Origin of the sequence: Sulfitobacter sp. 1A13496, from assembly GCF_043557225.1 — a bacterium.
GTDB classification, from domain to species: Bacteria; Pseudomonadota; Alphaproteobacteria; order Rhodobacterales; family Rhodobacteraceae; genus Sulfitobacter; species Sulfitobacter faviae.
In genome coordinates this window covers 1-24,269 of record NZ_JBIFFP010000014.1, presented here as the reverse complement: position 1 = coordinate 24,269, position 24,269 = coordinate 1, and the positions used below count along the sequence as shown (strand labels likewise).

Annotated in this window: 17 protein-coding genes and 7 pseudogenes; 14 read left to right on the top strand and 10 right to left on the bottom strand. The window is 58.0% G+C overall.

Features of this window, described 5'->3' with window-relative positions; translation table 11 throughout:
- Positions 1-544 precede the first annotated feature (544 nt).
- The 3 genes from ACGYLX_RS18630 (at position 545) to ACGYLX_RS18620 (ending at position 2,842) form a co-directional block, all read left to right on the top strand.
- Positions 545-928 (top strand): hypothetical protein, encoded by a 384-nt coding sequence (locus ACGYLX_RS18630; RefSeq protein WP_394451192.1) that lies wholly within the window; start codon positions 545-547, stop codon positions 926-928.
- An 809-nt stretch (positions 929-1,737) separates the two neighbouring features.
- Positions 1,738-2,307, top strand: coding sequence for a hypothetical protein (locus tag ACGYLX_RS18625; RefSeq protein ID WP_394451190.1), 570 nt, complete (start codon positions 1,738-1,740; stop codon positions 2,305-2,307).
- A 256-nt stretch (positions 2,308-2,563) separates the two neighbouring features.
- Positions 2,564-2,842: a Rid family hydrolase gene (locus ACGYLX_RS18620; protein ID WP_394451188.1), complete on the top strand. Its 279-nt coding sequence runs from the start codon at positions 2,564-2,566 to the stop codon at positions 2,840-2,842.
- A gap of 87 nt (positions 2,843-2,929) precedes the next feature.
- Here ACGYLX_RS18620 and ACGYLX_RS18615 read toward each other — a convergent pair whose 3' ends face one another.
- Positions 2,930-3,910: a glycine betaine ABC transporter substrate-binding protein gene (locus ACGYLX_RS18615; RefSeq protein WP_394451186.1), complete on the bottom strand. Its 981-nt coding sequence runs from the start codon at positions 3,908-3,910 to the stop codon at positions 2,930-2,932.
- A gap of 277 nt (positions 3,911-4,187) precedes the next feature.
- Between ACGYLX_RS18615 and ACGYLX_RS18610 the strand changes: the two genes are divergently transcribed.
- Positions 4,188-4,364, top strand: coding sequence for a hypothetical protein (locus tag ACGYLX_RS18610; protein ID WP_394451184.1), 177 nt, complete (start codon positions 4,188-4,190; stop codon positions 4,362-4,364).
- Between the two features lie 28 nt (positions 4,365-4,392).
- Here ACGYLX_RS18610 and ACGYLX_RS18605 read toward each other — a convergent pair.
- Positions 4,393-4,737 (bottom strand): annotated as a pseudogene (locus ACGYLX_RS18605) (transposase); the annotation flags it as partial.
- 6 nt (positions 4,738-4,743) lie between these two features.
- On the opposite strand from ACGYLX_RS18605, the pseudogene istB reads away from it, so the two are divergent.
- Positions 4,744-5,262 (top strand): annotated as a pseudogene (gene istB / locus ACGYLX_RS18600) (IS21-like element helper ATPase IstB); the annotation flags it as partial.
- Between the two features lie 141 nt (positions 5,263-5,403).
- Here the strand turns inward: istB and ACGYLX_RS18595 are convergent.
- Positions 5,404-5,544: pseudogene (locus ACGYLX_RS18595) on the bottom strand (IS110 family transposase); the annotation flags it as partial.
- A 222-nt stretch (positions 5,545-5,766) separates the two neighbouring features.
- Here ACGYLX_RS18595 and ACGYLX_RS18590 point away from each other — a divergent pair.
- The 3 genes and pseudogenes from ACGYLX_RS18590 (at position 5,767) to ACGYLX_RS18580 (ending at position 8,341) form a co-directional block, all read left to right on the top strand.
- On the top strand, positions 5,767-6,033 hold the full coding sequence (locus tag ACGYLX_RS18590; protein ID WP_394451182.1) for a transposase: 267 nt from the start codon (positions 5,767-5,769) through the stop codon (positions 6,031-6,033).
- Positions 6,034-6,087: 54 nt separating this feature from the next.
- Positions 6,088-6,408, top strand: a pseudogene (locus ACGYLX_RS18585) (tyrosine-type recombinase/integrase); the annotation flags it as partial.
- A gap of 316 nt (positions 6,409-6,724) precedes the next feature.
- Positions 6,725-8,341, top strand: a complete 1,617-nt coding sequence (locus ACGYLX_RS18580; RefSeq protein ID WP_394451180.1) for an MFS transporter — start codon at positions 6,725-6,727, stop codon at positions 8,339-8,341.
- Between the two features lie 363 nt (positions 8,342-8,704).
- On the opposite strand, the gene ACGYLX_RS18575 is transcribed toward ACGYLX_RS18580, so the two are convergent.
- The gene (locus ACGYLX_RS18575; protein ID WP_394451178.1) at positions 8,705-9,724 is read right to left on the bottom strand and encodes a GSU2403 family nucleotidyltransferase fold protein; all 1,020 of its coding nucleotides are present in this window, start codon (positions 9,722-9,724) and stop codon (positions 8,705-8,707) included.
- 230 nt (positions 9,725-9,954) lie between these two features.
- On the opposite strand from ACGYLX_RS18575, the gene ACGYLX_RS18570 reads away from it, so the two are divergent.
- Positions 9,955-10,665, top strand: a complete 711-nt coding sequence (locus ACGYLX_RS18570; RefSeq protein ID WP_394451176.1) for an IS6 family transposase — start codon at positions 9,955-9,957, stop codon at positions 10,663-10,665.
- A 51-nt stretch (positions 10,666-10,716) separates the two neighbouring features.
- Here the strand turns inward: ACGYLX_RS18570 and ACGYLX_RS18565 are convergent.
- The 4 genes and pseudogenes from ACGYLX_RS18565 to ACGYLX_RS18550 all read right to left on the bottom strand — a co-directional run.
- Positions 10,717-11,295: pseudogene (locus ACGYLX_RS18565) on the bottom strand (DUF1403 family protein); the annotation flags it as partial.
- Positions 11,296-11,500: 205 nt separating this feature from the next.
- Complete coding sequence (locus ACGYLX_RS18560; RefSeq protein ID WP_394451174.1) at positions 11,501-12,520, bottom strand: TniQ family protein; 1,020 nt, start codon at positions 12,518-12,520, stop codon at positions 11,501-11,503.
- The gene (locus ACGYLX_RS18555; protein ID WP_394451172.1) at positions 12,517-13,395 is read right to left on the bottom strand and encodes a TniB family NTP-binding protein; all 879 of its coding nucleotides are present in this window, start codon (positions 13,393-13,395) and stop codon (positions 12,517-12,519) included. Before ACGYLX_RS18555 ends, ACGYLX_RS18560 begins: the two co-directional genes overlap by 4 nt.
- Complete coding sequence (locus ACGYLX_RS18550) at positions 13,388-15,034, bottom strand: Mu transposase C-terminal domain-containing protein (RefSeq protein ID WP_394451171.1); 1,647 nt, start codon at positions 15,032-15,034, stop codon at positions 13,388-13,390. The genes ACGYLX_RS18555 and ACGYLX_RS18550 overlap by 8 nt, the downstream gene beginning before the upstream one ends.
- A gap of 156 nt (positions 15,035-15,190) precedes the next feature.
- Here ACGYLX_RS18550 and ACGYLX_RS18545 point away from each other — a divergent pair, with 156 nt between their 5' ends.
- On the top strand, positions 15,191-16,288 hold the full coding sequence (locus ACGYLX_RS18545) for a tyrosine-type recombinase/integrase (RefSeq protein WP_394451169.1): 1,098 nt from the start codon (positions 15,191-15,193) through the stop codon (positions 16,286-16,288).
- Between the two features lie 983 nt (positions 16,289-17,271).
- On the opposite strand, the gene ACGYLX_RS18540 is transcribed toward ACGYLX_RS18545, so the two are convergent.
- Together ACGYLX_RS18540 and ACGYLX_RS18535 are read right to left on the bottom strand one after the other, a co-directional pair.
- A complete protein-coding gene (locus tag ACGYLX_RS18540; RefSeq protein ID WP_394451167.1) occupies positions 17,272-18,354 on the bottom strand; it encodes a ParB/RepB/Spo0J family partition protein in 1,083 nt (360 codons plus the stop codon).
- Positions 18,332-19,735, bottom strand: coding sequence for an AAA family ATPase (locus tag ACGYLX_RS18535; RefSeq protein WP_394451165.1), 1,404 nt, complete (start codon positions 19,733-19,735; stop codon positions 18,332-18,334). Before ACGYLX_RS18535 ends, ACGYLX_RS18540 begins: the two co-directional genes overlap by 23 nt.
- A gap of 577 nt (positions 19,736-20,312) precedes the next feature.
- Between ACGYLX_RS18535 and ACGYLX_RS18530 the strand changes: the two genes are divergently transcribed.
- From ACGYLX_RS18530 to ACGYLX_RS18515, 4 genes and pseudogenes are all read left to right on the top strand, one after another.
- Positions 20,313-21,590 carry a replication initiation protein gene (locus ACGYLX_RS18530; RefSeq protein ID WP_394451163.1) on the top strand — a complete coding sequence of 426 codons (1,278 nt, stop codon included), beginning with the start codon at positions 20,313-20,315 and terminating at the stop codon, positions 21,588-21,590.
- 246 nt (positions 21,591-21,836) lie between these two features.
- Positions 21,837-22,398 (top strand): annotated as a pseudogene (locus ACGYLX_RS18525) (sugar transferase).
- Positions 22,399-23,020: 622 nt separating this feature from the next.
- Positions 23,021-23,866, top strand: a pseudogene (gene tnpC / locus ACGYLX_RS18520) (IS66 family transposase); the annotation flags it as partial.
- The gene (locus ACGYLX_RS18515) at positions 23,863-24,162 is read left to right on the top strand and encodes a plasmid pRiA4b ORF-3 family protein (RefSeq protein ID WP_394451162.1); all 300 of its coding nucleotides are present in this window, start codon (positions 23,863-23,865) and stop codon (positions 24,160-24,162) included. The pseudogene tnpC and the gene ACGYLX_RS18515, both read left to right, overlap by 4 nt.
- Positions 24,163-24,269: the final 107 nt, after the last annotated feature.

Genomic DNA, 24,269 nt, shown 5'->3' with positions numbered 1-24,269 from the left:
GCGCGGTGCATCTGCTTCGACAACTCCTCAGCACATGTAGGGGCTAAGCGGCGAAACAGCAGTAGCGCGGAAATCTGAGGGCCGGGAATATTTGTCTTATTGGTCATATGAAGCTCTTTCTAAGAAGGGTGAGTGGCACGCAGCCCGCCTCCTTCTCGATGTAGGAGAGGCTGAACGACCTGCGCGTCCACAAAAAGACGCGCAGGGCGATCAGCCCCCAAACGACATCAACCATTTAAAATATTTCAGTATTTTCAACGTGCAGGGGCGTGGGTCTGCGCGCCGGCCAAATTAATTTGCCCAAAATGCACTGTTCGACAACCGTCCCCCGAAAAACGTTCCGATATTCCTTCTAAGCCCTGCAAGGCACCGCCCTGCCCCCGCCTACAAAGGAGACCGAAAGACTAAGCCACCCCAAAAGCCATATTCAGCGCGCCGAAAAAGATTACCGCGCGCGTTTCCGCCCCAAAGAAAGCGATCCCAAATTTTCAATACAGCGCTTTCGCTGTACATCCCGAACCGCAAGCCCAAAAGGAGATACCCCATGGCTGCTACCTCTTCGCTCAACACGCTGGACCTCAATGCCACCGGCGAACGCATCATGCTCGACTATATCTTAAACGCCCTCAAAACGGCGAACCGAGGCATCTATAATATCCCCCAGCCGTTCCTTCCCCCGCACATGAATGCTCAAAACCTCGCTGACTTCCGGCTTCAGAAGATGAACGGCGGGTGGGTCGCAGATATCTATTTCCAAAACGTTCCAACTGGACAACCAGATGCAATAGGGACCCGCGATGCGCATCCCTACAAGACAAAGCAAGAAGCCTTCCTCGCAGGTGCCGAAATGCTGTGCACCTTGATTACTGGAACACCAGAACTGCCGTTCACCGCCCTCGGCGACCAGATCATAGGCGCACCAAGCTAAAGCACGAAGCCTCACGTGCAGTATCAATATGCGAGGGTTAGTCCTCTCGCTCTCGCATACATTCGCGCCAATATGAGACACAAACCATCGATCCGAAACACTCAAACTCAATCACGTAGCTCAGGCGTCGAGCGCGCCTAACGAGACCGTATTGAGGATGCATGAAACCGATTGAACTGCACCAAAGGTGTCCGGTCCAGATGGTCAAGCAGCCAGCAACATATGCCAACGACCGCCAGAATACTCTCTCCTGCACCACCTGAGTATAGAGTAAAAACGGGTCAAGAACCGGTCAAGACAACAGTTCTATGTAGCTGAAAAAGACTATAAACTCTTTATCAACAGGGGATATCGGCCAGAACTTCTACGAACTTCCTGAGGTATCCTAGCTAGTCAAAGTGCAGCCCCTCACCGCAAAATTATCCTAAAATTCCACGTATTTAAAACTACTTACATGTACTTTTCCTCTCCATAAGGCCAAAGAGGAGCTTCGATTAGACCATAAAGCTCCCGTCCGCCAAAGCATAAGATCAGCGCGCGAGGGCCCCAACAGACCCTATCAGAAAGGATTCGTGACCGCACAGGAATAGCGAGAAAAGAGTACCATTTCTTCTACTAAATCGGCAAAACGCGAAGACAACATTCGAAGCTATCCTTTCAGTTCTGAAGAGGCACCGAGATCATGGTATTTCGCATCCGAGTATCCTCTATATCGGAAAATATAAGTTATCCACATAAAATTATTGAACAAATTTACTGCTAATCGCGTTGGATAATTCCAAACTATTATTATTATGAAGGAGAACGATATGGGAAACGACCTACGCATTAAGGGACTTCTATTCGACGAAGCCGACTTCTCACTCCCGCCAAACTATACGGCAGAAGCGCTGTTTGAGGTGGTCGAAGACCACTGCTTCCAGGAGTTCGATTACGGGTATGACGACCCCGACGCTAATCCGACCTTCGAGCTATTCGGTATGGTATCGGAAAGCTTTGAGAAAGCCACCGACGGAATCGACCACCACTCAATCTGGGTCAAGCCTGGAGTTGGATTCCAGGATATTTTCCTTAAGATAGCTTGCCGTCTAGACGTTCCGGAAATGGTGGCTCTTGAGGCAATCACCACCGGTCAGACAGATGCTCTCGAGGAGGTTCTAAGCCGCAAAATCCGCGCCCATCTTGACGCTTCACAACACTATTCGGCGCAAGAGCTAACAGCTTACCTTGCTGATCTCAAATCCACAGCCCTTCTGGGAGCAAGACATGAAAATCATTTTGATACACGCGGCGACGAAATGATTACAGATTTTCGGAGTAGAAACTACGGTCCAGGACGACGAATCCTTGTCGAAATAGCATACAACTGGGGGCAATGATTGATCGAGCGTTCTTTGGGGCCGTAATTTTGCGGCCCCAAAATTCTATCCTTCACATTTAATAAGTGGCCGATAGAGCCTTGGAAGGTTTTATCCGTCTCATAGACGCCGGGCTGATCTGGCGCCTATGAGACGGATAAAATAAGAGCGGAAAGTGAGTGGCGGGCTCTGGAACCCGGTTAGCTCATGGTCGCCCCGGCGGTCAATACAAGCCGGCTGGTTTCGGTGAATTTCAAGCTAGCGCAGCGCCCGTTCTATGTCTTGCGCCACAAGGAACGAACTCGCTTCGATTGAGAAAAAGCTTGCCGGGCTCAATCTTGATATGGGGGATGTCATCAAAATGCAGGCTTATCTTGTTGCCCCCGAGGGTAGCGACGGGATGGATTTCCAAGGATTTATGGAGGGTTACACTCAATACTTTGGTACCGAAGAACAGCCTGAGCTTCCAACTCGGTCGGTCTTTGAGGTTGCAGGCTTAGCAAACCCCGCATGGCTGGTAGAGATTGAGGTAGTGGCGGTAAGACAGGGTTCTTGAATACCAGTTGTACCTTCTAAGGAAGGAAAAGCGGTGGCCCATATCGGCCACCGCTTATTTTTTTGACCTGTCGCTAGTAGCTGACCCTCAATTATCCTCCAAGACAGCAGATAGCTTCTGGCGCGCGTCCTCGTTGAGCCAGTCACGCCAAACATCCTTATTATTCAATAAAAAATGCACAGCGGCTTCTTCCGTAGACGCGTTGTTCTCGTCCTTCCAGGCCAACAGCGCGCTCATGTCGGAAGTCTCAAAGCTAATATTGCTCATCAACTTAGCGACTTCCGGGTACTCATCGATAAAGTCCGTAGTCGCAACAGTGTACACCAAACTGGGAGGATAGGCGCTTGGCTTGGGGTCGACGACATCAGCGTTCAAGTTGGCCTTGTGTGCATCGAGGTCTACACCCCCGATATCAACCATGGTCATGTCAAACCGCCCCATGAGCGCCGTAGGCTCCCAATAATACCCAAACCATGGCTCTTTGGCCTCATATGCTGAGGCAAGGGAGGCGGCAAAAGTTTCTCCGCCCCCGTGATCAAACACTTCAATGCCGGCTTCTTCAAAGCCATATGCGCGCGCAATATTGCGGTTAATCGTGCTACAGACCCACCCCCCTGTAGGACAGTTGTTGAAGCGGTTCCCTACAAGATCAGGATTATCCAAGATGCCTTGGATCGTTTTGAGTTCTGGATGCTCTTCTGCAAGATAGCTGGGGATCCACCAAGCCTCGAGGCCGCCTGGCTGCAGCACCTGTGTCATGTCTTGGATCACGTCATCCTGCTTGAGCTTTTCGTAAGCGCTGCCTGCAGAGTTGACCCAAAGTTCGGTGACAATATCCGGTTCATTGTTTTCAGCAAGTGATGTAAGGGCGGGAATTGTATCAGAAGGTACCCGGGTGACGGTGCAACCATAGCCCTGCTCCATCAGGAATGTTGCAATCTCTGTTGTGATAATTGCAGAAGAAAACGTCATCTCGGTGATGCTGACCTCTCCGCATTCGGCGGCCGCGATATTGGGCGCGGTGGTCGCGATCGCTGCGGCTGAAAGCCAGAGCTTCAGATTTTTCATTTTAGTGTTCTCCCGTTTGTCTACACGTTCCTGGCAGGTGGCACGCAAACCCTCGACAGGTCGCTCTCTGACCATTTTCGATTTGTCGCATGGTTGGGTTTAAGCATAATTTCATTGATCTTTCAAAGAAATGCTACCCGACCCGAACGGTGGTGTAACTTCAGGTCTGGAAATTCATTTGACGCTGTTGCCCTGAGCTTCTGCCGGGGCGCGCCCCGGCAGAAGCTGCCCATTTTGGTATTTCATGGAAGTGCAAACTTATCATGGAGACGGACAAATGGACGAGAAACAGGATACAACGGTTGAGGCCTTCATGGAACATCTGATCGAGCACGGCCCCAACGACATGGCGACAGTATTCGCGCGAGCTTTCGAATTGGCGATGCAGATTGTGAACGGCGGAGCAATACTCGGCCACGGTAGCGACGGGCATTGTTGCAGAAAGGCGGCTTGAGGCATGACTTCCCCTTTCCCCTTCCGGTTCAGGCCACGCGGACGATCTCGGCGGTGCCGAGGGCATTGAAGCGGTTGATGACTGCGACGCGGATGTGGATTTCGGCGGTTTGGCGGTCTGGGTCTCTTGCGGCGATCCGCTCGCCGAAGGCCTTGAGGCAGCGCATCTTGGCCTCAGCGCGGCTGCGGGCGTGGTATCCGGTCCACCGCTTCCAGAACGCCCGGCCGTAGTGCCGTGTGGCGCGCAAGGTTTCGTTGCGGGCCCGAGCGGCTGGGCAATCATCCCTCCACGGTCGGCCATTCTTGCGGATCGAGATGATCGCCGTGCCACCGCGTGCGATGATAGCACTGTGGCAACGGCGGGTGTCGTAGGCAAGGCGATCCCGTCGCTCAACAAGATGATGGTGCTGGAGCTGGCGCGCTGCGAATGGATCGAACGCAAGGAGAATGTGATCGCGCTCGGTCCCTCCGGCACCGGCAAGACCCATGTCGCCCTCGGGCTGGGACTGGCTGCCTGCCAGAAAGGATTGCCTGTCGCCTTCGTTACCGCCGCAGCCCTCGTGCACGAGATGATGGAGGCCCGCGACGAAAAACACCTCCTGCAACTCCAGCGCAAACTCGCCAAGGTCAAACTGCTGATCATCGACGAGCTGGGATTCGTCCCCTTGAGCAAAACCGGCGCCGAGCTTCTGTTCGAGCTGATCTCACAGCGCTACGAGCGAGGGTGGACCCTGATCACAAGCAACCTGCCCTTCGAGGAGTGGACCGAAACCTTCGGCACCGAACGCCTGACCGGCGCGCTGCTGGACCGGCTGACACACCACGTCAACATCCTCGAGATGAACGGCGAAAGCTACCGCCTCAATCAAAGCCGCGCCCGCCTCGCCGCCGCTAACTAATGAACCTCACAGAATTGGCCTGACGGCCAATGCGCCTTGGACCGGGCTTGCTATATGAGGACCGCACGCTCCAAGGCGCTCGCCCCAAACTGGCCGACTTTTGCTCCGCCACAATGGCCGAATTTTACTCCGCCGTTGACAAGCGTCTACCTTATCGGTTTTCACGTGCGCGTGGGCGATGGCTTTCACCTGAAGCGGGTTGGCGATCACCACCCGCTTCACATGGGGCGTCAGCACGCGCGACACCGCCATGCAGTTCCCGGTCGCCTCGATCACGACCTCCCCAAAGGTGCGGTGGATGTCGATTCCAATTACGCGTCGCATGTGCGCCTCCATTGCCAGTGCCAAAAAAGCGGGAGCGGCGGGCGACACGACAACTACGGATTCGCGCTCTCGGCGCAACCGGGCGAGTCGCAGAGGCGGCCAGCTACTAACTCGAGCTCTCGGCTCATGCTATAGGAACGGCCTGCCCGCACATTCGTGCTCCCGGTGCCTCTGTCCCGGATGGTCACACCATACACCCTGATCCGAAAATCGGGGCCGAACATTCGCACCAAAATCTTCATACCGGTTACCAACGCAATTGAAAGCTTGAACCGTGTAATCCGCAAATCGATCAAGACGCGGGGATCGTTCCCGACCGAAGACGCCGCAACGAAGCTGACCTACTTGGCGATCCGAAACTTTGAGAAAGGCGGCCGGAATGTTCGAGAATGGTTTGCGGCTCGCAATCATTTCGCCATAATGTTTGAGGATCGCTTCAATGCGTGATTGTATCTAAAACCCGCATGGGCCAGGCCAGATACACAAAGTTCATGACACTCCCTGTTGCGCGACTATTGGCGCGAGTCCCGCCCCGAGGGGTGGTTGTTCCCCGGCAAGCGAAAGATCAGCCCGCTGTCATCCCGACAACTGAACCGTGCATTCACCTTGGCTAAGCACATGGCGGGTATCCAGAAGGCCGCCGAGCTGCACACCTTGTGGCACAGCTTCGCCACACACCTACTGGACGCCAACACGGACGTGCGGGTGATCCAGGTGTTGCTTGGCCACTCCAAGCTGACGACTACTGCCCGGTATGCCCATGTGGCAACAAAGACTATCCGCAGCACAGTCAGTTTTTTTGAGCAGATGAAGCTGTTGCAACACGCAGCCAAGATCATGGGCGCCACGGCGCGCATGCTGCTGGCCGATAAGGATCTGTTGGCCCGGGCAAAACAGGATCTCCGCCGCCGTATGGAGATCGAGCCCTACGTCTGCCAGATCCCCGAGGATCTGACACCGCCGCTGGTCAAACGCCCCGCCGCCTGAGGCAGGCCCGCTGACGGCGATCAGGGTTTCCCGCGGCACCGTTAGCAACGGGAAAAGGCCAGCCGCTAACCTGCTGTGAACCGCCGCTTTGTGCTCGACAGCAGGACATCGAGCGTCATATCCAGACGGACCATCACCAGAGGCCCAACCTGTGCCAGATCATATCTCGCCCCTGATTCTGTTCCGCAACCAGACGTTCCGCTCACTCTGGATAGCGGCACTGGCGTCGAACTTCGGCGGATTGGTCCAAGCGGTTGGCGCGGCTTGGCTAATGACCTCGCTGTCAGACTCGCAGAACATGGTGGCCTTGGTGCAAGGCTCTGTAGCGCTGCCGATCATGATCTTTTCGCTCCTTGCGGGCGTTTTTGCTGATAACTTTGACCGCCGCCGGGTGATGCTGATTGCGCAGAGCTTCATGTTCTGCGTGTCAATCTTGCTGACGTTCATGGCGTTCGAAGGTTGGCTGACGCCTTGGCTGTTGCTGGCGTTCACCTTCTCGATCGGCTGCGGCACCGCGCTGCACAACCCGTCTTGGCAGGCCACAATGGGCGACATTGTTACCCGCGAAGAATTGCCTTCGGCGGTATCGCTCAATTCCATGGGGTTCAATCTGATGCGCAGCATCGGCCCTGCGGCGGGAGGGGCGATTGTGGCGCTCGCGGGGGCGGCGGCGGCCTTTGCGGTCAATGCACTCAGCTATGTTGCGATTATTCTCGCCCTTTTGCGTTGGAAAGCCCCAGTGCGGGACATGCGGCTGCCGCGCGAGCCGATGGGAAACGCCTTTTCCGCCGGGCTGCGCTATGTAGCGATGTCACCCAATCTGATGCGAGTGATCTTGCGCGGGTTCTGGTTTGGGCTCTCGGCCATCGCGTTACTGGCTCTGCTGCCGGTGATCGTTCGAGAAATCCTGCAAGGCTCGGCATTTGTCTATGGCGTGATGCTGGGCTGTTTTGGAATGGGCGCAGTCATGGGCGCGCTGTTGAATGCGCGTCTCAGAGCGCGCTTTGCTAATGAGATGATCGCCCGAGGCGGTTTCACCGGGTTTGCGTTTAGTTGCGCCGGATTAGCGTTTAGCACTCAGCCCATTTTGTCCGGCATCGCGCTGATGCTGGCCGGGGCCTGTTGGGTGCTGTCCCTTTCGATGTTCAATGTGACAATTCAGCTGTCCACTCCCCGTTGGGTCGTGGGGCGGGTGATCGCGCTGTATCAAACTGGTACGTTCGGGGGCATGGCAGCAGGCAGTCTGATCTGGGGGATGATCGCGGATCGGGGCGGGCCAGAGACGGCTTTGCTCTGTGCGTCAGTCATGCTGGTGATCGGGGCGCTTGTCGGACGCGTCCTGCCGCTGCCGGAATTCAGCGGCTTGAATCTCGACCCCTTGGGACGCTTTAAGGAACCCGACACGCGGTTTGACCTCAGCTATCGCAGCGGCCCGGTGATGGTCATGGTAGATTACGAAATTGCGCAGGAAGACGTGGCAGATTTCCTTGCGGCAATGGCGCTGCGGCGGCGGGTGCGGATCCGCGACGGCGCCCAGCAATGGGCGCTGCTGCGCGACTTGCACCGCCCAGAACATTGGAGCGAAAGCTACCACGTGCCGACGTGGGGCGAATATGTGCGGCACAATGAACGCCGCACCCAGTCGGACGCGGAATTATCCGACCGGATCAGGCGTTTGCATCGGGGGGAGGGACGACCGGAGGTACATAGGATGATCGAGCATCAGACCGTACCGCTGCGCGATATCATGTTGCAGAAGAACGTTTGAAACACTCCCATCTCGCAACTAAATCGCCGAGGATTAACCGCAAGCCAGGGCCGGCCGGCGAACGGCCAAGGCGTCAACTGTGTACTTCGCTCGGCAAGCATGTCTTGTACGCCCCGGTACGACAGTGGATAACGCCACTACCAGCGCACCGCCAGCAGGAAGACCTCGCGCAGAAACCTGTTTCCCTTGAACGGGTTATGTCGGATCATCGCTGCCTCCTCAGCTTGGAGTAACGATGTCTTTAATAATGCAGCGGACGGTCTTCCCGAAAGGTAGCAATGGGTACGGGTTTAGCCACAAAAACACGGAAGCTGTTTAAATAAGGGGATGTCCGCAAACCGTGTTGGTCGCCCAATCACTTCGTCAGGTGGTGCCGTCGATCCGCTTGCGAGCCTGCGGCATCAGGTCCAGCGAAGCCGATATTCTTTTGTGCCAGGCTGGTCCGCGGCCGATCGCATCCTCGTATGCCTCCGCAAGTTCGCCAGGCCTTTCCTCGCTCAGGACTTCGATGAGCAGACCGGCCTGCGCTCGATCTTTCCGGGCCTTCAATCTGCTCGGATCGCTCCTGCGTCGATCGGCGACGATCAGCTTGTGAATGGCGAAGCGCTCCGGCCGCGGGATCTGCACGAGCGCCCCAGAGCGGTAGAGGAGCGGCACCTGGATCGGGTCGGATATCAGAAAATTGAGATGGTGCAGGCTCTGTGCGCTGACGCCGAGAGCAGGGAGGTCTCGAATACCTTCGTTTTCCTCGAAGGACGGCGTGAGGAATTCGACCAGCGTGTTTCGATCCGTCTGCTGCCACCGCCAGATCTTGTTCTTCTCGAGCGAGGGGACGGGGGCAAACTTCAACTGAGAGAAGACCTTCGACAGCGGCTCTTCTACGGTATCCTCGAGGGCGATCGATAGCCGTTCGAAACTCGCTATGTCGATATCGTCTGTAGCGGCTGAGCTGCCGAATCCAATTCGGAACCCGAGCTCACCTTCGTAGAGCCGGAAGGCCTGCGTCCCGACCAGCGTTCCACCGAGGCGGAAGACACCCGCGCGTTCCATTGCCGAGACCACTTGTCCGGTCTGCGCGTCGGCCATCAAGTATCCTTCTGCCCGAAGCACCCGCATGAGTCGGGATCGCTCTCGCTCGTTCTCCTTCCGCTTCAGGGCCAGCTCTTTCAGGCGAGCGAGCCGATCACGGAGATTCTTGCTGTCTTCGCCGATGTAGCGATTTACGACCTCGGTCCCGATCCGATATTGATCATACCAGTATCTCTTCTTCCCTATCGTCTTCAGCTTCGGCGAACCTCGGAGTTCGGAGATCTGAGCATCCTGCAACATGCGCAGGAGGTCGGTCCAGGCGGCAGTGCCGATGTGGCTGTGATGTCTGATCATGACTATTGGCCTTACCCTACTAAGTTTTATTTGTAGGGTAAGATAGGCTAAAAAGCTATCCTACGAAATGGCTTTTGTAGGGTAAGCAGTTCCAACACGATTTGCGGACACGTCATTAAATAAATGATATGCGAACGGTTTGCATTTGAGAGATGTCTGTTAGTGCAATTTAGGGTGTTGGATGGCATTGCCAACTTGCCGTCGCCTGCGGTGGAGTTTAGGCGGCCGTCATGAGGATACCAGCTGAGATGCCCCGCCTGAAAGGTTTCAGGTTCCCCCGCGAAGTCGTCGCTTACGCCGTGTGGGTCTACCACCGGTTCGCGGTGAGCACGGCTGATGTAGAGGATCTGCTCGCCGAGCGAGGCATAATCGTCAGCCGGGAGACCGTTCGTAAATGGGTGAACCGGTTTGGCCGCCATTTCGCAGATTGCATCAAGCGCGACCGGCACGCTGCAACAGATAAGTGGCACCTCGATGAAGTTGTCGTGCCAATCAATGGCGCAAAGATATGGTTGTGGCGGGCTGTGGATGGGAGCGGGGATGTGCTCGATATTCTGGTGCAGCCAAGGCGAAACGCCAAAGCGGCCAGGCGCTTCTTGCGGCGACTGATCGCCCGTTTTGGCCAACCCCGCGTTATCATCACGGACAAGTTGCGCAGCTATATCAAACCGATCCGTCAGCTGGCGCCGGACGCCGACCACCGCGCCCACAAAGGGATCAATAACAGGATCGAGGGCTCGCACCGACCAACCCGGAAGCGAGAGAAGCTCATGGGCCGGTTCAAATCGCCCCGGCAGGCACAGAGATTTTTGGCTGCCCATGATCAAATCAACACCGTCTTTCGACCCCGCCGTTATCAACTCTCCGCAATCTCATACCGCCACGCCAGGACCGACGCTTTCGGCCTCTGGGAAGACTATGCTGCCGAAATGACCGCTTGACCGGCAAGGATCTCACTCCTCTCAATCAGGTGAAAATAAGTTGGCAATCCCATCGGCACGCTTCACGCCTGCGGCCAGCAGCGGGACCAGATGAGGCCAGCCAAGGGACTGCGCGAGCGCGGCATCGGCCAGCACCAGCGCCGGCGTCGTCGCGCGCGGAGCATCGGACAGCACCGCCTCCAGCACCATCGCCGCGCGGGTCACCGGCGGTCCGCGTCCCGCGTCGAGCCATGTGGCGATCTGGCCCGGCGCGGCGCCCCGCAGCGCGCGGGCCAGCGCCTTGACCGAGAGGGGCCGCTCCGCAGCCCGCCGCCATTCCAGACAGGTTTCGCCTGCCGGTCCGGGCAGGTCGCCCGGACGCAGTAGATGCACCACGTCGCGCAGCTCTGCCGTCCGCTCGGGACGCCCGGAAAACGCGACACAAGCCTCTGCCGCACGCAGCGCCAAGCGGTCCCGCGTCAAGGCGTGAGGCACGTCCTCGCATCCCAAAACAAGATGCAGGTGGTTCAGCGCCGCGCCCGACAAAAACGCAACATCTTCAAGGGTTTCAGCGCGTGCAGAGGTGACCCAGACGGGCATCCGGGGTAAGGTGTCGAGGTCTCTGGTGTGATCCGGCCGGGCAAATGTCATGCCCAAAGACTACACTTGCGCGGCGCTTTTCGCCAGAAAATAAACTATAACCCGCCCCACTCTGCGGCGCTCCACTATGTCCAATAAGTTTACATTATCAGACATATGTAGATATGTTGCCAAACAGTTCAACTTCAGCATCGGATTCTGTCGGATGACCGGAATTGATGAGATTCAAGCACTTCCCTGAAAAACGAGTCGGGGTTCATGAGATTCTGTACCGGTATTTATGAGACTGGATGAGTCGGTATTTGTGAGACTGGCGCTGTCGCGCGGCTTTTTCGGCAGACTGGCGTGCCCTCTCGTCGCGCTCAGCGCGCCAGAACCGGGCCGAGATGCTTCGCCTCAACGAGAGAGGCCATGGGCTAATCGCCTGCCGGACCCTTCCCTGCCCCTCCGCATCACTCTCGAGCATGACTGAGATCGCCCATTTGACCGGATCCTCAATGATCCGCCCGACGCCGACCGTCAGCGCGAAACATTGCAAGAGCGAGCCCTGCGCCAGAGCGTGAAGACCGGGCCGCACCGGCTTGGCAAGCACTGGCGCCACCTGATCGTATTCGGGGACAACGACCGTCAGCGCCTGTCGGAGGATCGGCGTGGTCAGAAAATCATGATAGTCCCGCCGGTCTTCCAGAGACATTCGTGGCTGCTCGCCGACGTTCGGCGGCGAGGCGCGGCGATGCCGTGCCGTCAGAACCTGGAGCACGTCGGGCGCTTCGAGATCACCCTGCTCCGCGCCGCGCGCCCAGGCATCGAGATGCGCGGCACCGGCCTCGGCATGCCCTTCAAGTTTCTTGAAGCAATCTGTACCGAAGCGGTCGGACAGGGTCTCGCCGGTGGCGTCCCGAAATTCCACGCCATGCACCGGGCAGCGGAATCGCCACGGCAGCGCTGTGGGTTTGCGTTGCGGTTCTTCGGGACAGTGCGGGCAGTAATACCGGTTCTTCCGCGCGATCATCATGCGCGCCGCAGCCCCCAACTCCAGGAAAGTCATGGCCTGCACCGCCTCGAGCGCGAGACCGGTGCGGGCCGCAATCAGGGCCCCCTGCCCTTCCGAAAGACGCCATTCCAGGTCGAACACGTCGTGCCCCTTTAGACCAAGTGCGGCGACGAATTCCGAAACCGTCATGGCGTAGAACGGGGCCATGCGCGCGGCCCAGGAAGACAGCCGTTCGTCCGCCTCGGGGAGGTAGACAACCGGCAGGCGCCCGCGCGCCGTCACACCGGCTCTCCCAGGACCGCCTGCAGCCGGTCGCCGCCGAGAATGTCACGCGAGAGGATACGTTCCTCGCCGCTTTCGATGGCGGCGATCGCCAGCTGCGACAAGATCGAAAAGATGCCCGAGGTGATGCCGCCGGTCACCTTGATCATCCGCGTCAGCGCCTTCTCGTCGATCTGGCTTTCGCGTCGAAGCGGCAGCGTGCGCGTGAGCGTGCTCATCAGCCCGTTCAGATCCTCGCCCTCCCGCCATGGCGGCAGGGCAAAGGCCTCGAAGCGACGCACCAGCTGATCATCGGTGCGCAGCGCGTTGCGAGCCTGCGCTGTACCGACACAGACCAGCGGGATGCGCAGCTCGTTGCCCAGAAAGCGCAGCATGTTCAGGAATCGCGCCTGTTCGCGGATCGTCCCCGCCTGCAGGCTGTGGATCTCGTCGATGACCAGCATTCCTGGGCGCAATTCGGCGAGCAGTCGCAAGGCCAGACTTTCAAGTACAGACAGTGTCGCCCGCGGCGGCTCCGGGGCACCAATCGCCGCCAGGATCCGGCGGTAGAAGCGCGATTCATCTGGCCCAGACACCATCTGCACGGCGACGACCGGCATATGCAGCCGTCCGCTGGTCTCGTCGAAGCTCGATGCGTGATCGCGGGTGAACTTCTCGATGATCATCGTCTTGCCCATGCCGCTGTCGCCGACAATGAGCAGGTTCGGCATGCGGGCGCGCTCGGGAAACGACATCAGCGTTTCCAGCTTCTCCAAGGCAGCCTCGGCCCTGGGATAGGAAATCCAGCGGTCGGCGCGAATCCGGTGAATGCGCTCTTCGGCGCTGAGCGCGGCGATCTTGCACGCTCCCGGATAGAGATGCGGGAACTCAGTCATCGTCGTACCACTCCTCGACCTTGAAGCCGGGGTGGCTGAGGAACGGGCTCCCCTTCCCTTCCGGCGCAGGCAGGGCATCTCGCGCGGCGGCATCCGGTGTCACATCGATCATCGGCAAAGGGGCCAGATGCGCCCGCCGCGCCTGGTGGCGCCGTATGGCCTTAGTCTGCCGCTCGGCGCTGTCGACGAGGTCGCGCTGCACCTCGATCGTCCTGAAAATCAGCTCCTCATCTACCGACCGGCGCCCGGCCTCGCGCAAAGCGCGTCGCGCCGCGCGGTGCTCCCAGAGCGTGATCGCAGGCCGTGTCAGATCCGCCGGTCGGGCTTCGATGATCCCGTTCTCTGTCAGCACGAAGATGCGCGAAAGATCGCGCGGATCGTATTTGAGCGTGAACTTGCGGCTTTCCCGGCCCATCAGCCAGCGCAACTCGTCCGCCCAGTAGCGGATGTGGAAGAGGTGCAGGCCGTCGCGCTGCAAAACTCGCTGCTCGGAGGGCAGGAAATCGACCAGGAACTGCCTGAGATCGGCCGGGATTTGGATCCGGACCTCGTTCGTCCGCGCCGCCCAAGCCGCTGCAGGTGTCGTTTCCAGCGCGCTGTGGACCCGCGCATGGTAGGAGCCAGTGATCTCGAGAGCGAGCCAGGTTTCCAGCTCTCTGAGCGTCATCACCGCCTCGGCTTCCGCGTCGAGATCACCGCGCTCGAAAATATTCGAGAAATGCGAGCCCGGCAGCAGGTGAATCGCGCCCATCATCGTGCCGATCAGGCGCTCTATATGGCCGCCATAGCGCGGCGTGCCGGGCGGACGGTACTGCAGGTCGATCTGGTATTCGGAACAGGCAAGCTGAAAAGCCCGGGCATGGAACTCCGCGCCATTGTCCACGTAAATCGCGTTCGGGATGCCCCGCGTTGGCCAGTCTGTGTTGATCCCACGCGCTGCCAGCCAGTGCGATTTCTCCATCACCGCATGGGTCAGACACATTGCGGCGGCCAGCAGCGATGGCGGCTCCAGCGACAGATGAAACCCCAAAACCATGCGGGTGTTCACATCGATTGCCACAGTCAGCGTCGGACGACCGAGCGGGCGACGCGTCACCGGGTCGACCACTGTCACGTCGGCCTTGGTGTGGTCGATCTGGACGATATCGAGAGGGCTGTCTGCAGTAAGGCCTCCCGGCGTGGCCAGATGGCGTCGCTCGGCCTTGTCCTTGCCTTCACGCCGGGCCATCAGCTTTGCCTGATCGTGCCCCTCCAGCCAGCGACCCAAACGCCGGATCGAAGGAGGGGCCAACCCCTGCGCTCGGCAGTCGGCTGCAACCTCGCGCCAGAACCGGGTCTTGGTCGGTTTGCGGCGGGTGGCATAGAAGCCTTTGAAATGGTGGGTCACGATCGCTTCCACCGCCGGGTCCAGGGGCTGCATGCCCGGTTTGGGCCCTCGGGTATCCCGTAGCAGTGCACTGATCCGCCCGTCTTCGCGGAACTGCTTCACCATACGAAAGAGCGTGGATCGGCTGACATTCAACTGACGCATGGCCCAGTCGACATTGCTCAGAGTGAGCTGGGCCGGCAGTTCCTCGATCACTCGGGCGCGGTACTCGGCCTCTTCCCAATCCTTGTCAACTGGAAAATTATCGGACATAACTTACTCAGTGCATGGATGCCGGATAGTCCCACCAATGGTGACTCAAATCGGCGTCCAGTCTCACATACCCTGAATCGGTTTCAGAAATGCGACACAGGCAAGCTATTGAAAACAAATGGAACGCAGTCTCAGAAATTCCGGCAGACCGACAAAATGCCCTCAGAGATCGAAAAATCGAGATCAGCGCCCTCCGATAAGTTGAATGACGCTCAGAACGGCGACAGCGATCAAGACAAAAGCGACAGCATCTCGCTTCCCGCACATGTCGCCGGTTCCGGCAATCTCGGTCGCTTGGTCGACACCGCTCGCGACTACGCGCGCGCCGCGGCCTCCGACAATACGCTGAAGGCCTATGCAAAGGACTGGGCGCATTTCACCCGCTGGTGCCGGATGAAGGGCACGGAGCCTCTGCCCCCGTCGCCTGAGATGATGGGGCTTTATCTCGCAGATCTGGCGTCCGGATCGGGACCCTCCCCTGCCCTATCGGTCTCGACCATCGACCGCCGCCTGTCCGGGCTTGTCTGGAACTATGCGCAACGCGGGTTCACCTTCGATCGCAAGAACCGTCACATCGCCACGGTGCTAGCGGGGATCAAGCGCCGGCATGCGCGTCCGCCGGTGCAGAAGGAAGCGATCCTGGCCGAGGGCATCCTCGCGATGGTCGCCACCCTGCCCTTTGAGCTGCGCGGGCTCAGAGATCGGGCGATGCTGCTGCTGGGCTATGCCGGGGGCCTTCGACGCTCCGAAATCGTCAGCCTCGACGTTCACAAGGACGACACGCCGGACTCGGGTGGCTGGATCGAGATCTTCGAGAAGGGTGCCCTGCTCACCCTCAATGCCAAGACTGGCTGGCGTGAGGTCGAGATCGGCCGCGGCTCCAAGGAGCAAACCTGCCCGGTGCATGCGCTGGAGCAATGGTTGCACTTCGCCAGGATCGACTTCGGGCCTGTGTTCGTGCGCACCTCACGCGACGGTAAGAAAGCGCTGGAAGCGCGTCTCAACGACAAGCATGTCGCGCGCTTGATCAAGCGCACCGTCTTGGAGGCGGGCATTCGATCCGAGCTGCCCGAGAAAGACCGCCTCGCCCTCTTCTCTGGCCATAGCTTGCGCGCCGGTCTCGGCAGTTCGGCAGAAGTTGATGAACGCTATGTCCAGAAGCAGCTCGGCCATACAAGCGCCGAAATGACCCGTCGTTACCAGCGCCGCCGAGACAGGTTCCGCGTGAACCTGACCAAGGCTGCCGGTCTTTGACACTCTGCCCTTCTCGACTATGCTCCGCAGAGAGACGTCCAGAGATGCCACTCCGCCTTCGCTGTACTTCTGGCAACGGGGGACTAAAGGGAGCCGCAATCGCTCACTTGCCTAAGCGGCCATGCGCCACGCGTCACGCCTATGATTGACAACACCGCGCGATAGCGCAGCTGCCCTGCCCAACTGATCACCGCGACAGGCTGGTTCGGCATGTCATTAACGTGAGGGGGGAAAGTCGCCTCCGTAGTTGAACGGCTTAACCAGAACGCAATAAGCTTCGCCCGTGGCGTTGCGGGAGGTGAAGGCCGCTTAGAATGCTCTTCTGCATCAGCGAAATCATGTCATCACCGGCCACGCCATCGACATGGATCGCTGCGCCAGTCCAGATCTCCGCGCCGACCAGATCGCGTAGTTCAACCGCCGCGGATGGGCCCCGTCAAACTGTTCGATACCAACATCAAAGCGCACCCGATCCCAACGGAACCCCGCCGGAAAAGCGATAGGTACCCAGTGACGGTATTCCGCGGATGGGTGCATTTTGACCCCCAGCATTAGATCAGCCCCTTGACGCTTGTAGCCCTGGTTCTCGTCGCCAACACCCAGCTATGCGGATTGGATACCTCAAGCCAGGAGAAAGGGCGGGCAAGATGACCGCGTCCCCGCTTTTCAGCACCACCGCCAGATCGGCAGCAGAAGCGACCATCTCCCCGCGGGTCATCCAATAAAGGTCTGCCGTGTCACTTGGCGTCATGTCGAACCTGCCGCAGATAGGGCCGGTTAATCCGTTGTGGTGCTCTTAGAGGGTATCGAGAATGGGCGTTGCGGCCTCGTTTTAGAACTAAGAAATTCAGCTTCTCAGGTACGAATTAACAACACCCTAAAGGAGGGTCCGTTTCGGGTTGGGTGAGGTTTCGCGTGCGAAACCCAGCTGATCTGAGGTAGGCGTCGAGGGAGGTTTCGCGCGCGAAACCTCCCTCGACGCATCAAGCTTCTTCAAGAAAATATTTGATCCGGTCCATGACCAGCTCAATCATTTCCTCGCTCACGTGCGCGCCACGAATGCAAATGGCATAACCGTCTTCGGTGCGCACACGCTCCATCGTGAGATCATTGGCTAAGCTTATCTGCCTAGACCGTTCCGCGTTTTTTCGAGGCCGCCCCCCGCGTTTGGGATCGGTGCCGACACCCTCGACTGCTTCGATCAAAGGCTCCAAGACCCCCCATTCATCCTCCGCAGTAGCCACGGCATGGGACTCCAGTGCCTCCCGCATCGCCTCGCTTTGCCCCGCGCGTAGGCCAGTCGCAATACGAAGACACTGGCGTTCGCTCAGTTCGGGTCCGAAACGGAGCATGTCACCAAGCTCCTCATGAACCAAAGCAAAGGATCGAATCTTCGACCGCTTAGCCTTACTGGCCGACGAGAACAGCATCGCGACGGCCTCATCAACAGTGGCAAAAACCCCATCATGCACTGTGATCGCGGCTGCCCGCCCGCGCTCATACTGGCTGAGCCCAGTCCTGACCTCGTTCTCCTCGATCATCGCAACGATCGCATCGGCGAGCGTATCCGGTTTGCGCACGAAAGCCGGGATCGTCTGATGCCGCTCACCCCCCGAAAGCGCATTCAATTCGCGCATGGCGGCAAGGCGCCTGAAGCCTGAAATCAGAGCATATTTCCCCGCGGCGTCAGGATTGGCCGGCTCAAAAACCTCGATCGGCAAGCGAAGCCCATGGTCAGCGATTGACCGTCGGAGTTCGGCAAGGTCTTCTTCGTCCATCTTCAAACGATCACGGCTTAGCGCATCGGCGGTGATCTCATGCAGCGGCACTTCAGTTAGAACAAGGCCCTTTTCCCGCGCCAGTCGAAGCGCCTTTGCGTCTGCTTTGTCCCGCGCATTTTCTTCACGCAGATGTTGGGGCAGGGGGTCTTTATGCCGGGCCGCATCCGCTGCGACATCGGCGATCGGCGCACGAGTACCAATTCGGGAGGTTTCGCGCGCGAAACCCTCTTCGATCTCTTTGAGTGCCTCCGCCGAGGGGACTTCAAGCTGTCTGCGTTTCGCCATTCTCGGCCTCCTTCCGCTCCTGATCATCGCGCCACCATGCGCCCAGCAAAATCTCTTTGAACTCGGCATAGGTTCGGTCAAAGGTTTCCCGACCGCGGGTATAGGTCTCACGGTTAAAATCCCGGTAATCGGCCTCGTAAATCCCGTTCACACTTTCTCCGGCCTGCCCGACCATTGCCGTGAACTCCTGCCGGTAAGTGTTTGTCATGTCACCAAAATATGCTTGGATCACGTTTGCCAGATCAGTTTGCTGGCTGGCGTCAAAGCGCGTGATGATCGCGCGCACGACGTCCCATTCAAACTTCATTTCCGGTAAGCCCTCACGTCGCCGTGCTGCGTTCTCACCTTCCTCAATCGAGGCGAAGGTGGAATAGAGCATGTCAAAGAAACGACCGGTGGAATCGAACTCCAAGAACGAGGCGCCCAAGGGAACCATGATAATATCTGCCACAGCCAAAGCATTGATCGTCAGATAGCCGAGCGCAGGGGGCGTATCGAGCAGGATGATGTCATATGCATCCATCGCCCCTCCCGAATTAAGCGCAGAGGACAGCGCATCCCAAAGGGCCCAATGCCGCAATGCCATCCGCCAAACAGGGATTTGAAATTCCGCCCAATATAGATTGAGCTGGGCTCCAATGAGATCGATGTTGGGCCAGTGGGTTTTTTGAACGACATCTTCAAGCGAGATCGTCAATGCCTCGCTCAAGGTTTCGTCCATCGGAATTTCGGGTTCCGCAGCCGCGGCACGAACGCGGTTTTCGGCCTGCACGTGCATCGCGTAATCGCGGGCGAGGAGAGGGAAGATGGTCTGCCATTCATCCTGAACCTGACCGCCCATGATGGAGGTCATCGAGCCTTGAGAGTCGAGGTCGACGACAAGCACTTTGTAGCCGTCCAAAGCCGCAGACATGGCCAAATGCGCCGCCGTTGAGGTCTTGCCAACACCGCCTTTAAAATTCGCAACGGCAACCACTTTAGCGGGCAGCCCTCTGGGACGATAGGGGCGGTATTCCTTGGTGCTGACACCTTCTTCAGCGAAGTGATTTCGCAGCGTTAGGATTTCCTCGAGGCTGAACCGTTTTGCGTTACCGGCTCCCTCGCCTTGTGGAAGCTCAGGGTGTTTGTTCAGCACCCTACGCAGGTGGGCGGGGGCTACAGGGATGAGGTAGCGGCAAATCTCCCATGTCGAAAATTTTCGGAGCTTCTTCTGGCCATCTGGGGCATAACCACGTTTAGCGAGATCTGCCCTTCCGCGCCCAGCGAAAGCAGCGGCTTTGGCGAATCGGGCAGTGTCTACCGGATCGCTAAGTTTCGCTGCTGCGGTTTCAGGGTCGAGATTGAAATAGGGGGGCAGGGGGGTGCCCGACTTCTTGTCCATGTTGCAATGCCTCGGTCAGATCATCATTATTCGATGTTATCACCCATATTGTCGCACATCCTTTTGGAAATGGGAACCAATAAGGCGTGCTGTACATGTTGGGAGCGTCTTGCTGGTTTCGCATGCGAAACCAGCCTCTTGAAATCGGAATCCACACTAAGAGAGGCTCACATAGTTTGCTAATGTTTATTAGATTTAGAATCTTTAGGCCTAGGTACTTCTTTCTTATCAACGCACTATGATGAGATAGGTACCACTCTGCAGGTCTATGGGTACCTGCTTACAGGTTCGCCAGTATCTGTAAGCGGTAGAACGGGTTCCGATTCGCGGGGGGAGCGGAACCGATCGTCGGGAGGGCCGTTTTGGAACGTTTTTCGGGCTTCCAAGCCCGCGTTTTCTTCGGTCGGCGCACGCGAGTAAGACAAATATCCTGTAAGGGACCCGTTTCCGGGATGGCTCTGCCCTGTAAACGGGTCCCCCTTGATTGATTGAGGTTGGGAACCTTTTGCGCAATAATGGGGTGAGGTCACCCAAGAGCGCGAAGCGTCGGGGCGGTGGCGGCAGAGCAGAGGCCGAGATGAGCAGCATCCCCCATGACAAATTGACCGGCGCACTCCGTCGCCAATCGGTGAAGAAGAACGTGGCGGCGATCCACGTTTCGGGTAAGCTGACGCTACTACAGCGGAAGCTAAGCAACGTTCTTCTGCTCAATGCCTATGACACGCTTGTGACGCGTAACAAACATCAGATTGATGCGCGGACCCTGTGCATGATGGTGGGCTATAACTCTAACGACATGGACACGTTGAAACAGTCCCTCCGCAGTTTGGCCGAGACCACGGCGGAATGGGATATGTTGGACGCCAACGGGCGGCAAGAATGGGGCGTCTCGGCGCTTTTGTCCTATGCGAAACTGTCGGCGGGGGTCTGTGAGTATGCCTATTCCCCAGCTTTGGCGGAAAAACTACATGATCCGAAGGTCTTTGCGCTCATTAATCTGAATATCCAGCGGCGGTTCACCTCCGGCCATGCGCTGGCGCTCTATGAAAACTGCTATCGGTTTCTGCGCACCGGATCGACGGGGTGGTGGCCGATTGATCTGTTTCGCCGGCTTATGGGGGTCGATGGGAGTGCTTATTACGAAAGTTTTAAGCACCTGAATGCCAAGATCATCAAGCCAGCCGTGGCGGAGGTGAACAAAACCTCGAACATCCTGATCACGCCCGAGTTGCACAAGATGGGGCGGCAGGTCAGTGAGATTCGGTTTCTCATTAAAGAGAACCCGCAGCTTGCCATGCTCGACATTGACGATGGGGAAGGGCTGCGGCAGGGGGGCGTCTATACCGCGCTCATGCATTTGGGCGTCTCAGACCGGTTGGCGCGACAATGGATTTCCGAACATGGTGAGGACTATGTTTCGGAAAAGATTACCTATATAAAGGGTAGGGGGGGCGTCGACAGCCCGGTGGGATATCTAAGGGCGGCGCTTCAGAACGACTATAAGTCAAAGAAACCCGCAGCCCCTTCGCCCAAGGCCAAAGCCGCGGCGGTGGTGCGTAAAGCGCAAACGGCGCAGACCGATGCTGCGGAAGAAGAACGCGCGCAAGTGGTTGAAGAAGAACGCAAAGCGCGGGCGGCGATCATGGCGCGGGTGCAGAAAATCGTCGAATCCCGCTCTCCCACACAGCGCGATGCGGACCGAAAACTGTTCTTGGCTTGGCTGAGCGATGAGCTTCTGAAATCAGAGTTCTCTCGGCTCGGTTGGAAGGCGGCGCTCTGCGCGTCGGAGATGCGGGCTTTCTGGGAAGATCTGATCCCGGATGCTTTCGCGGATGAGGCGCCCTTCGGCGTTTAAGACTTCCTTAACCTGCCTCCGTAATATTTTAGCCAATTTTTTTGCACGAAGGTGCCGTTTGGCTGGTTGTAGCCCACTTTCTCGGCAGCGCTTCTTGCAGCAACCGTCTCCGCTTTGGCGAGGGTTGGGATGCAGCCGCTATGAAACACCAGGTCATCCATAGCCGGGGCGCGGTCTTTCCCACCGGGCCGGTCTGCAACCCCTTATGCGCGATGGGGCAAGCGGGCCTTCGACATCGCGCTTGCTATGGTTTTGTTGCCTGTTCTCCTGCCGGTGATCTTTGCCCTCGCGGGGGTGGTCGCGCTCGATGATGGTGCGCCGTTCTTTGGGCATCGGCGGGTGGGAAAAGGGGGGGGCGTTTCGCTGCTGCAAGATCTGTACCAGGGCGGCCGACGCCCAAGAGCACCTTGCCCAGTATCTCGCCAAAACCCCCGCCGCTGCCAAGGAATGGGCATTGAAACATAAGCTCGATCATGATCCCCAGATCATCAAACTGGGCCGCTTTCTGCGGTGGAGCAGTTTGGATGAGCTGCCTCACATCCTGAATGTGCTGCGCGGAGAAATGAGTTTTGTCGGCCCTCGCCCCGTAGAGCCTGAGGAGCTGCGACGCTACAGGCTGAGCGCTGGCATCTACAAAAGCCTTCGGCCCGGCATCACGGGGAAACGGCGAGTCTCTGGCCGCAGCAAGGTGGTTTATGACAAGCGCGTTGCTTTGGCTGCGGCCTATGCCAAGAAGATGACTTGGCGGGGAGATATTGTCATTCTTTTCAAAATCTTGGCGACAGTCGCGGCCTGGTCCGGGCGGTAATCCTACGGGCTGTTTTGCATGCAAATGGATGAAATTTTCGCTCTATGCACATGTCGCGCGCAATTTGAGATAGGATTCATCTGGTCTCGGTCCCCACGGCTTCCGACGAAGCGGTCCCACTCGATTCCAAGGGGCTATTCGCGATCATCTGGCGGGGGAAAGGGCTGGTTGCCGCGGGAGACTTACCGCGCTGCTGATCGGCGCTTTCTACGCTTATATCCTAGCCACGCGCCTTTATCATGCGACCGCGGTACTTCGGTTGTTGCCCGAGCAAGAGCAGATCATCGACTTTCCGAAAGGTGCGGGGCGGTTGTCCGGCGACAGGGCGGAATTGAATTCCGAAGTCGAAGTGTTGCGGGGCCGGGTGCTGCTGGCGCAGGTGGTCGAACGGCTTAATCTTACCTCAGTCGTGGAATTCAGCGCGCGCTTTCGACGGGAAGAAGCGCAGCGGGTACAGGGTGCGGTGATCTCGAAATTACTCAAAGCAGTCACCCTCCGAAACATTCCGCAAAGCCGGGTGCTTCATGTCACGGTCGAAAGTGAAGATGCCCGCAAAGCCGCGCTGATCGCAGAGACCATCGTCGAACTCTACGTCTCTCGTCAAATCGAAGAGCAGGCAAAGGCGCGTGGTGGCACAAAGACGGCGCGACTGTGGACCTATGTGCGCGATGATCGACCGTGGGATGGGGGTGCGCCACCTGCCGCACTCTTTCACTTCTCAACAGATCGCCGGAAAGAACACCCGACAGGGCATCTGGCCGAGTGGCACGGTGTTCTTCAGTCGGACGTGTATGGCGGCTACAATGATCTGTATCTTACAGATCGTAGCCCGGGCCCGGTCCGTAGTGCGCTGTGTTGGAGCCACGCAAGACGCAAGTTCTTTGAACTGGCCGACATCAAGGCCATAGCCCGCAAGGGTAAAAAGGTAGCAAAAGAAATCTCGCCAATCGCACTGGACGCTGTGACACGGATCGATGCGATCTTTGCGGCCGAGCGTGACATCACCGGCCTGTCAGATGTAGCGCGTCATGAAGCTCGCCAGCAGTGGGTAGCGCCGATGGTCAATGATCTGCATGATTGGATGCTGGCCGAGCGGGCTCGGATGTCAAAGCACAACCCTGTTGCCAAGGCGATCAACTACATGCTCGAGGGCACAGGTCGCTGGGAGGCCTTCACCGCATTCCTTGATGACGGGCGCCTCTGCCTCACGAACAATGCCGCCGAACGGGCGCTTAGAGGGATCGCATTGGGCAGAAAGTCATGGCTTTTTGCCGGGTCTGAACGCGGTGGCGACAGGGCAGCCTTCATGTATACCCTCATCGTCACGGCAAAAATGAACGACATTGACCCGCAGGCATGGATGGCAGACGTATTGGCACGGCTGCCCGAAATGCCTGTGTCACGCTTGCCAGAGCTGCTGCCCTGGAATTGGAAGGCTGCCATGGAATTGAAGAGGATTGCTGCATGACGCTGGTCGCGCGCATCAAGGTCACATTGTCCGATGTCGAGCCTCAGGTGCTTCGACGCTTTGATGTGCCCCTTAAGATCAAGCTGAACCGCCTGCATGATGCGATCCAGGCTGCCATGGGATGGACCGACAGTCACCTGTATGAGTTCAGGGCCGGCGGCAGCGGCTGGGGCGTGCCAGATCCAGATGGTTTTTACGATGGCCCGATGCCCGCCAGCAAGACCAGCCTACTTGATGTGCTCGAGGATGTAGGGACCAAGACCATCCATTACATCTACGACTGGGAGTGTGCGTAATTTTGTGCCCTGGCGCCTTTAGTTACGCCATGGGAAAGCGTTCTTCGAACATAATGGCGAGTTGGCTTTTAACGCGGTGCCATTCACGCACAGATCGCTTCCACTCG

What these genes read in the sequence shown, in the direction of transcription:
- ACGYLX_RS18535 (WP_394451165.1), bottom strand. Translation starts at nt 19,735, where the DNA reads ATGGACAAGAAGTCGGGCACCCCCCTGCCCCCCTATTTCAATCTCGAC.
- ACGYLX_RS18530 (WP_394451163.1), top strand. Translation starts at nt 20,313, where the DNA reads ATGAGCAGCATCCCCCATGACAAATTGACCGGCGCACTCCGTCGCCAA.
- ACGYLX_RS18620 (WP_394451188.1), top strand. Translation starts at nt 2,564, where the DNA reads ATGTCTTGCGCCACAAGGAACGAACTCGCTTCGATTGAGAAAAAGCTT.
- ACGYLX_RS18540 (WP_394451167.1), bottom strand. Translation starts at nt 18,354, where the DNA reads ATGGCGAAACGCAGACAGCTTGAAGTCCCCTCGGCGGAGGCACTCAAA.
- ACGYLX_RS18590 (WP_394451182.1), top strand. Translation starts at nt 5,767, where the DNA reads ATGGTCACACCATACACCCTGATCCGAAAATCGGGGCCGAACATTCGC.
- ACGYLX_RS18575 (WP_394451178.1), bottom strand. Translation starts at nt 9,724, where the DNA reads ATGATCAGACATCACAGCCACATCGGCACTGCCGCCTGGACCGACCTC.
- ACGYLX_RS18570 (WP_394451176.1), top strand. Translation starts at nt 9,955, where the DNA reads ATGAGGATACCAGCTGAGATGCCCCGCCTGAAAGGTTTCAGGTTCCCC.
- ACGYLX_RS18515 (WP_394451162.1), top strand. Translation starts at nt 23,863, where the DNA reads ATGACGCTGGTCGCGCGCATCAAGGTCACATTGTCCGATGTCGAGCCT.
- ACGYLX_RS18615 (WP_394451186.1), bottom strand. Translation starts at nt 3,910, where the DNA reads ATGAAAAATCTGAAGCTCTGGCTTTCAGCCGCAGCGATCGCGACCACC.
- ACGYLX_RS18630 (WP_394451192.1), top strand. Translation starts at nt 545, where the DNA reads ATGGCTGCTACCTCTTCGCTCAACACGCTGGACCTCAATGCCACCGGC.
- ACGYLX_RS18545 (WP_394451169.1), top strand. Translation starts at nt 15,191, where the DNA reads ATGCCCTCAGAGATCGAAAAATCGAGATCAGCGCCCTCCGATAAGTTG.
- ACGYLX_RS18625 (WP_394451190.1), top strand. Translation starts at nt 1,738, where the DNA reads ATGGGAAACGACCTACGCATTAAGGGACTTCTATTCGACGAAGCCGAC.
- ACGYLX_RS18610 (WP_394451184.1), top strand. Translation starts at nt 4,188, where the DNA reads ATGGACGAGAAACAGGATACAACGGTTGAGGCCTTCATGGAACATCTG.
- ACGYLX_RS18555 (WP_394451172.1), bottom strand. Translation starts at nt 13,395, where the DNA reads ATGACTGAGTTCCCGCATCTCTATCCGGGAGCGTGCAAGATCGCCGCG.
- ACGYLX_RS18550 (WP_394451171.1), bottom strand. Translation starts at nt 15,034, where the DNA reads ATGTCCGATAATTTTCCAGTTGACAAGGATTGGGAAGAGGCCGAGTAC.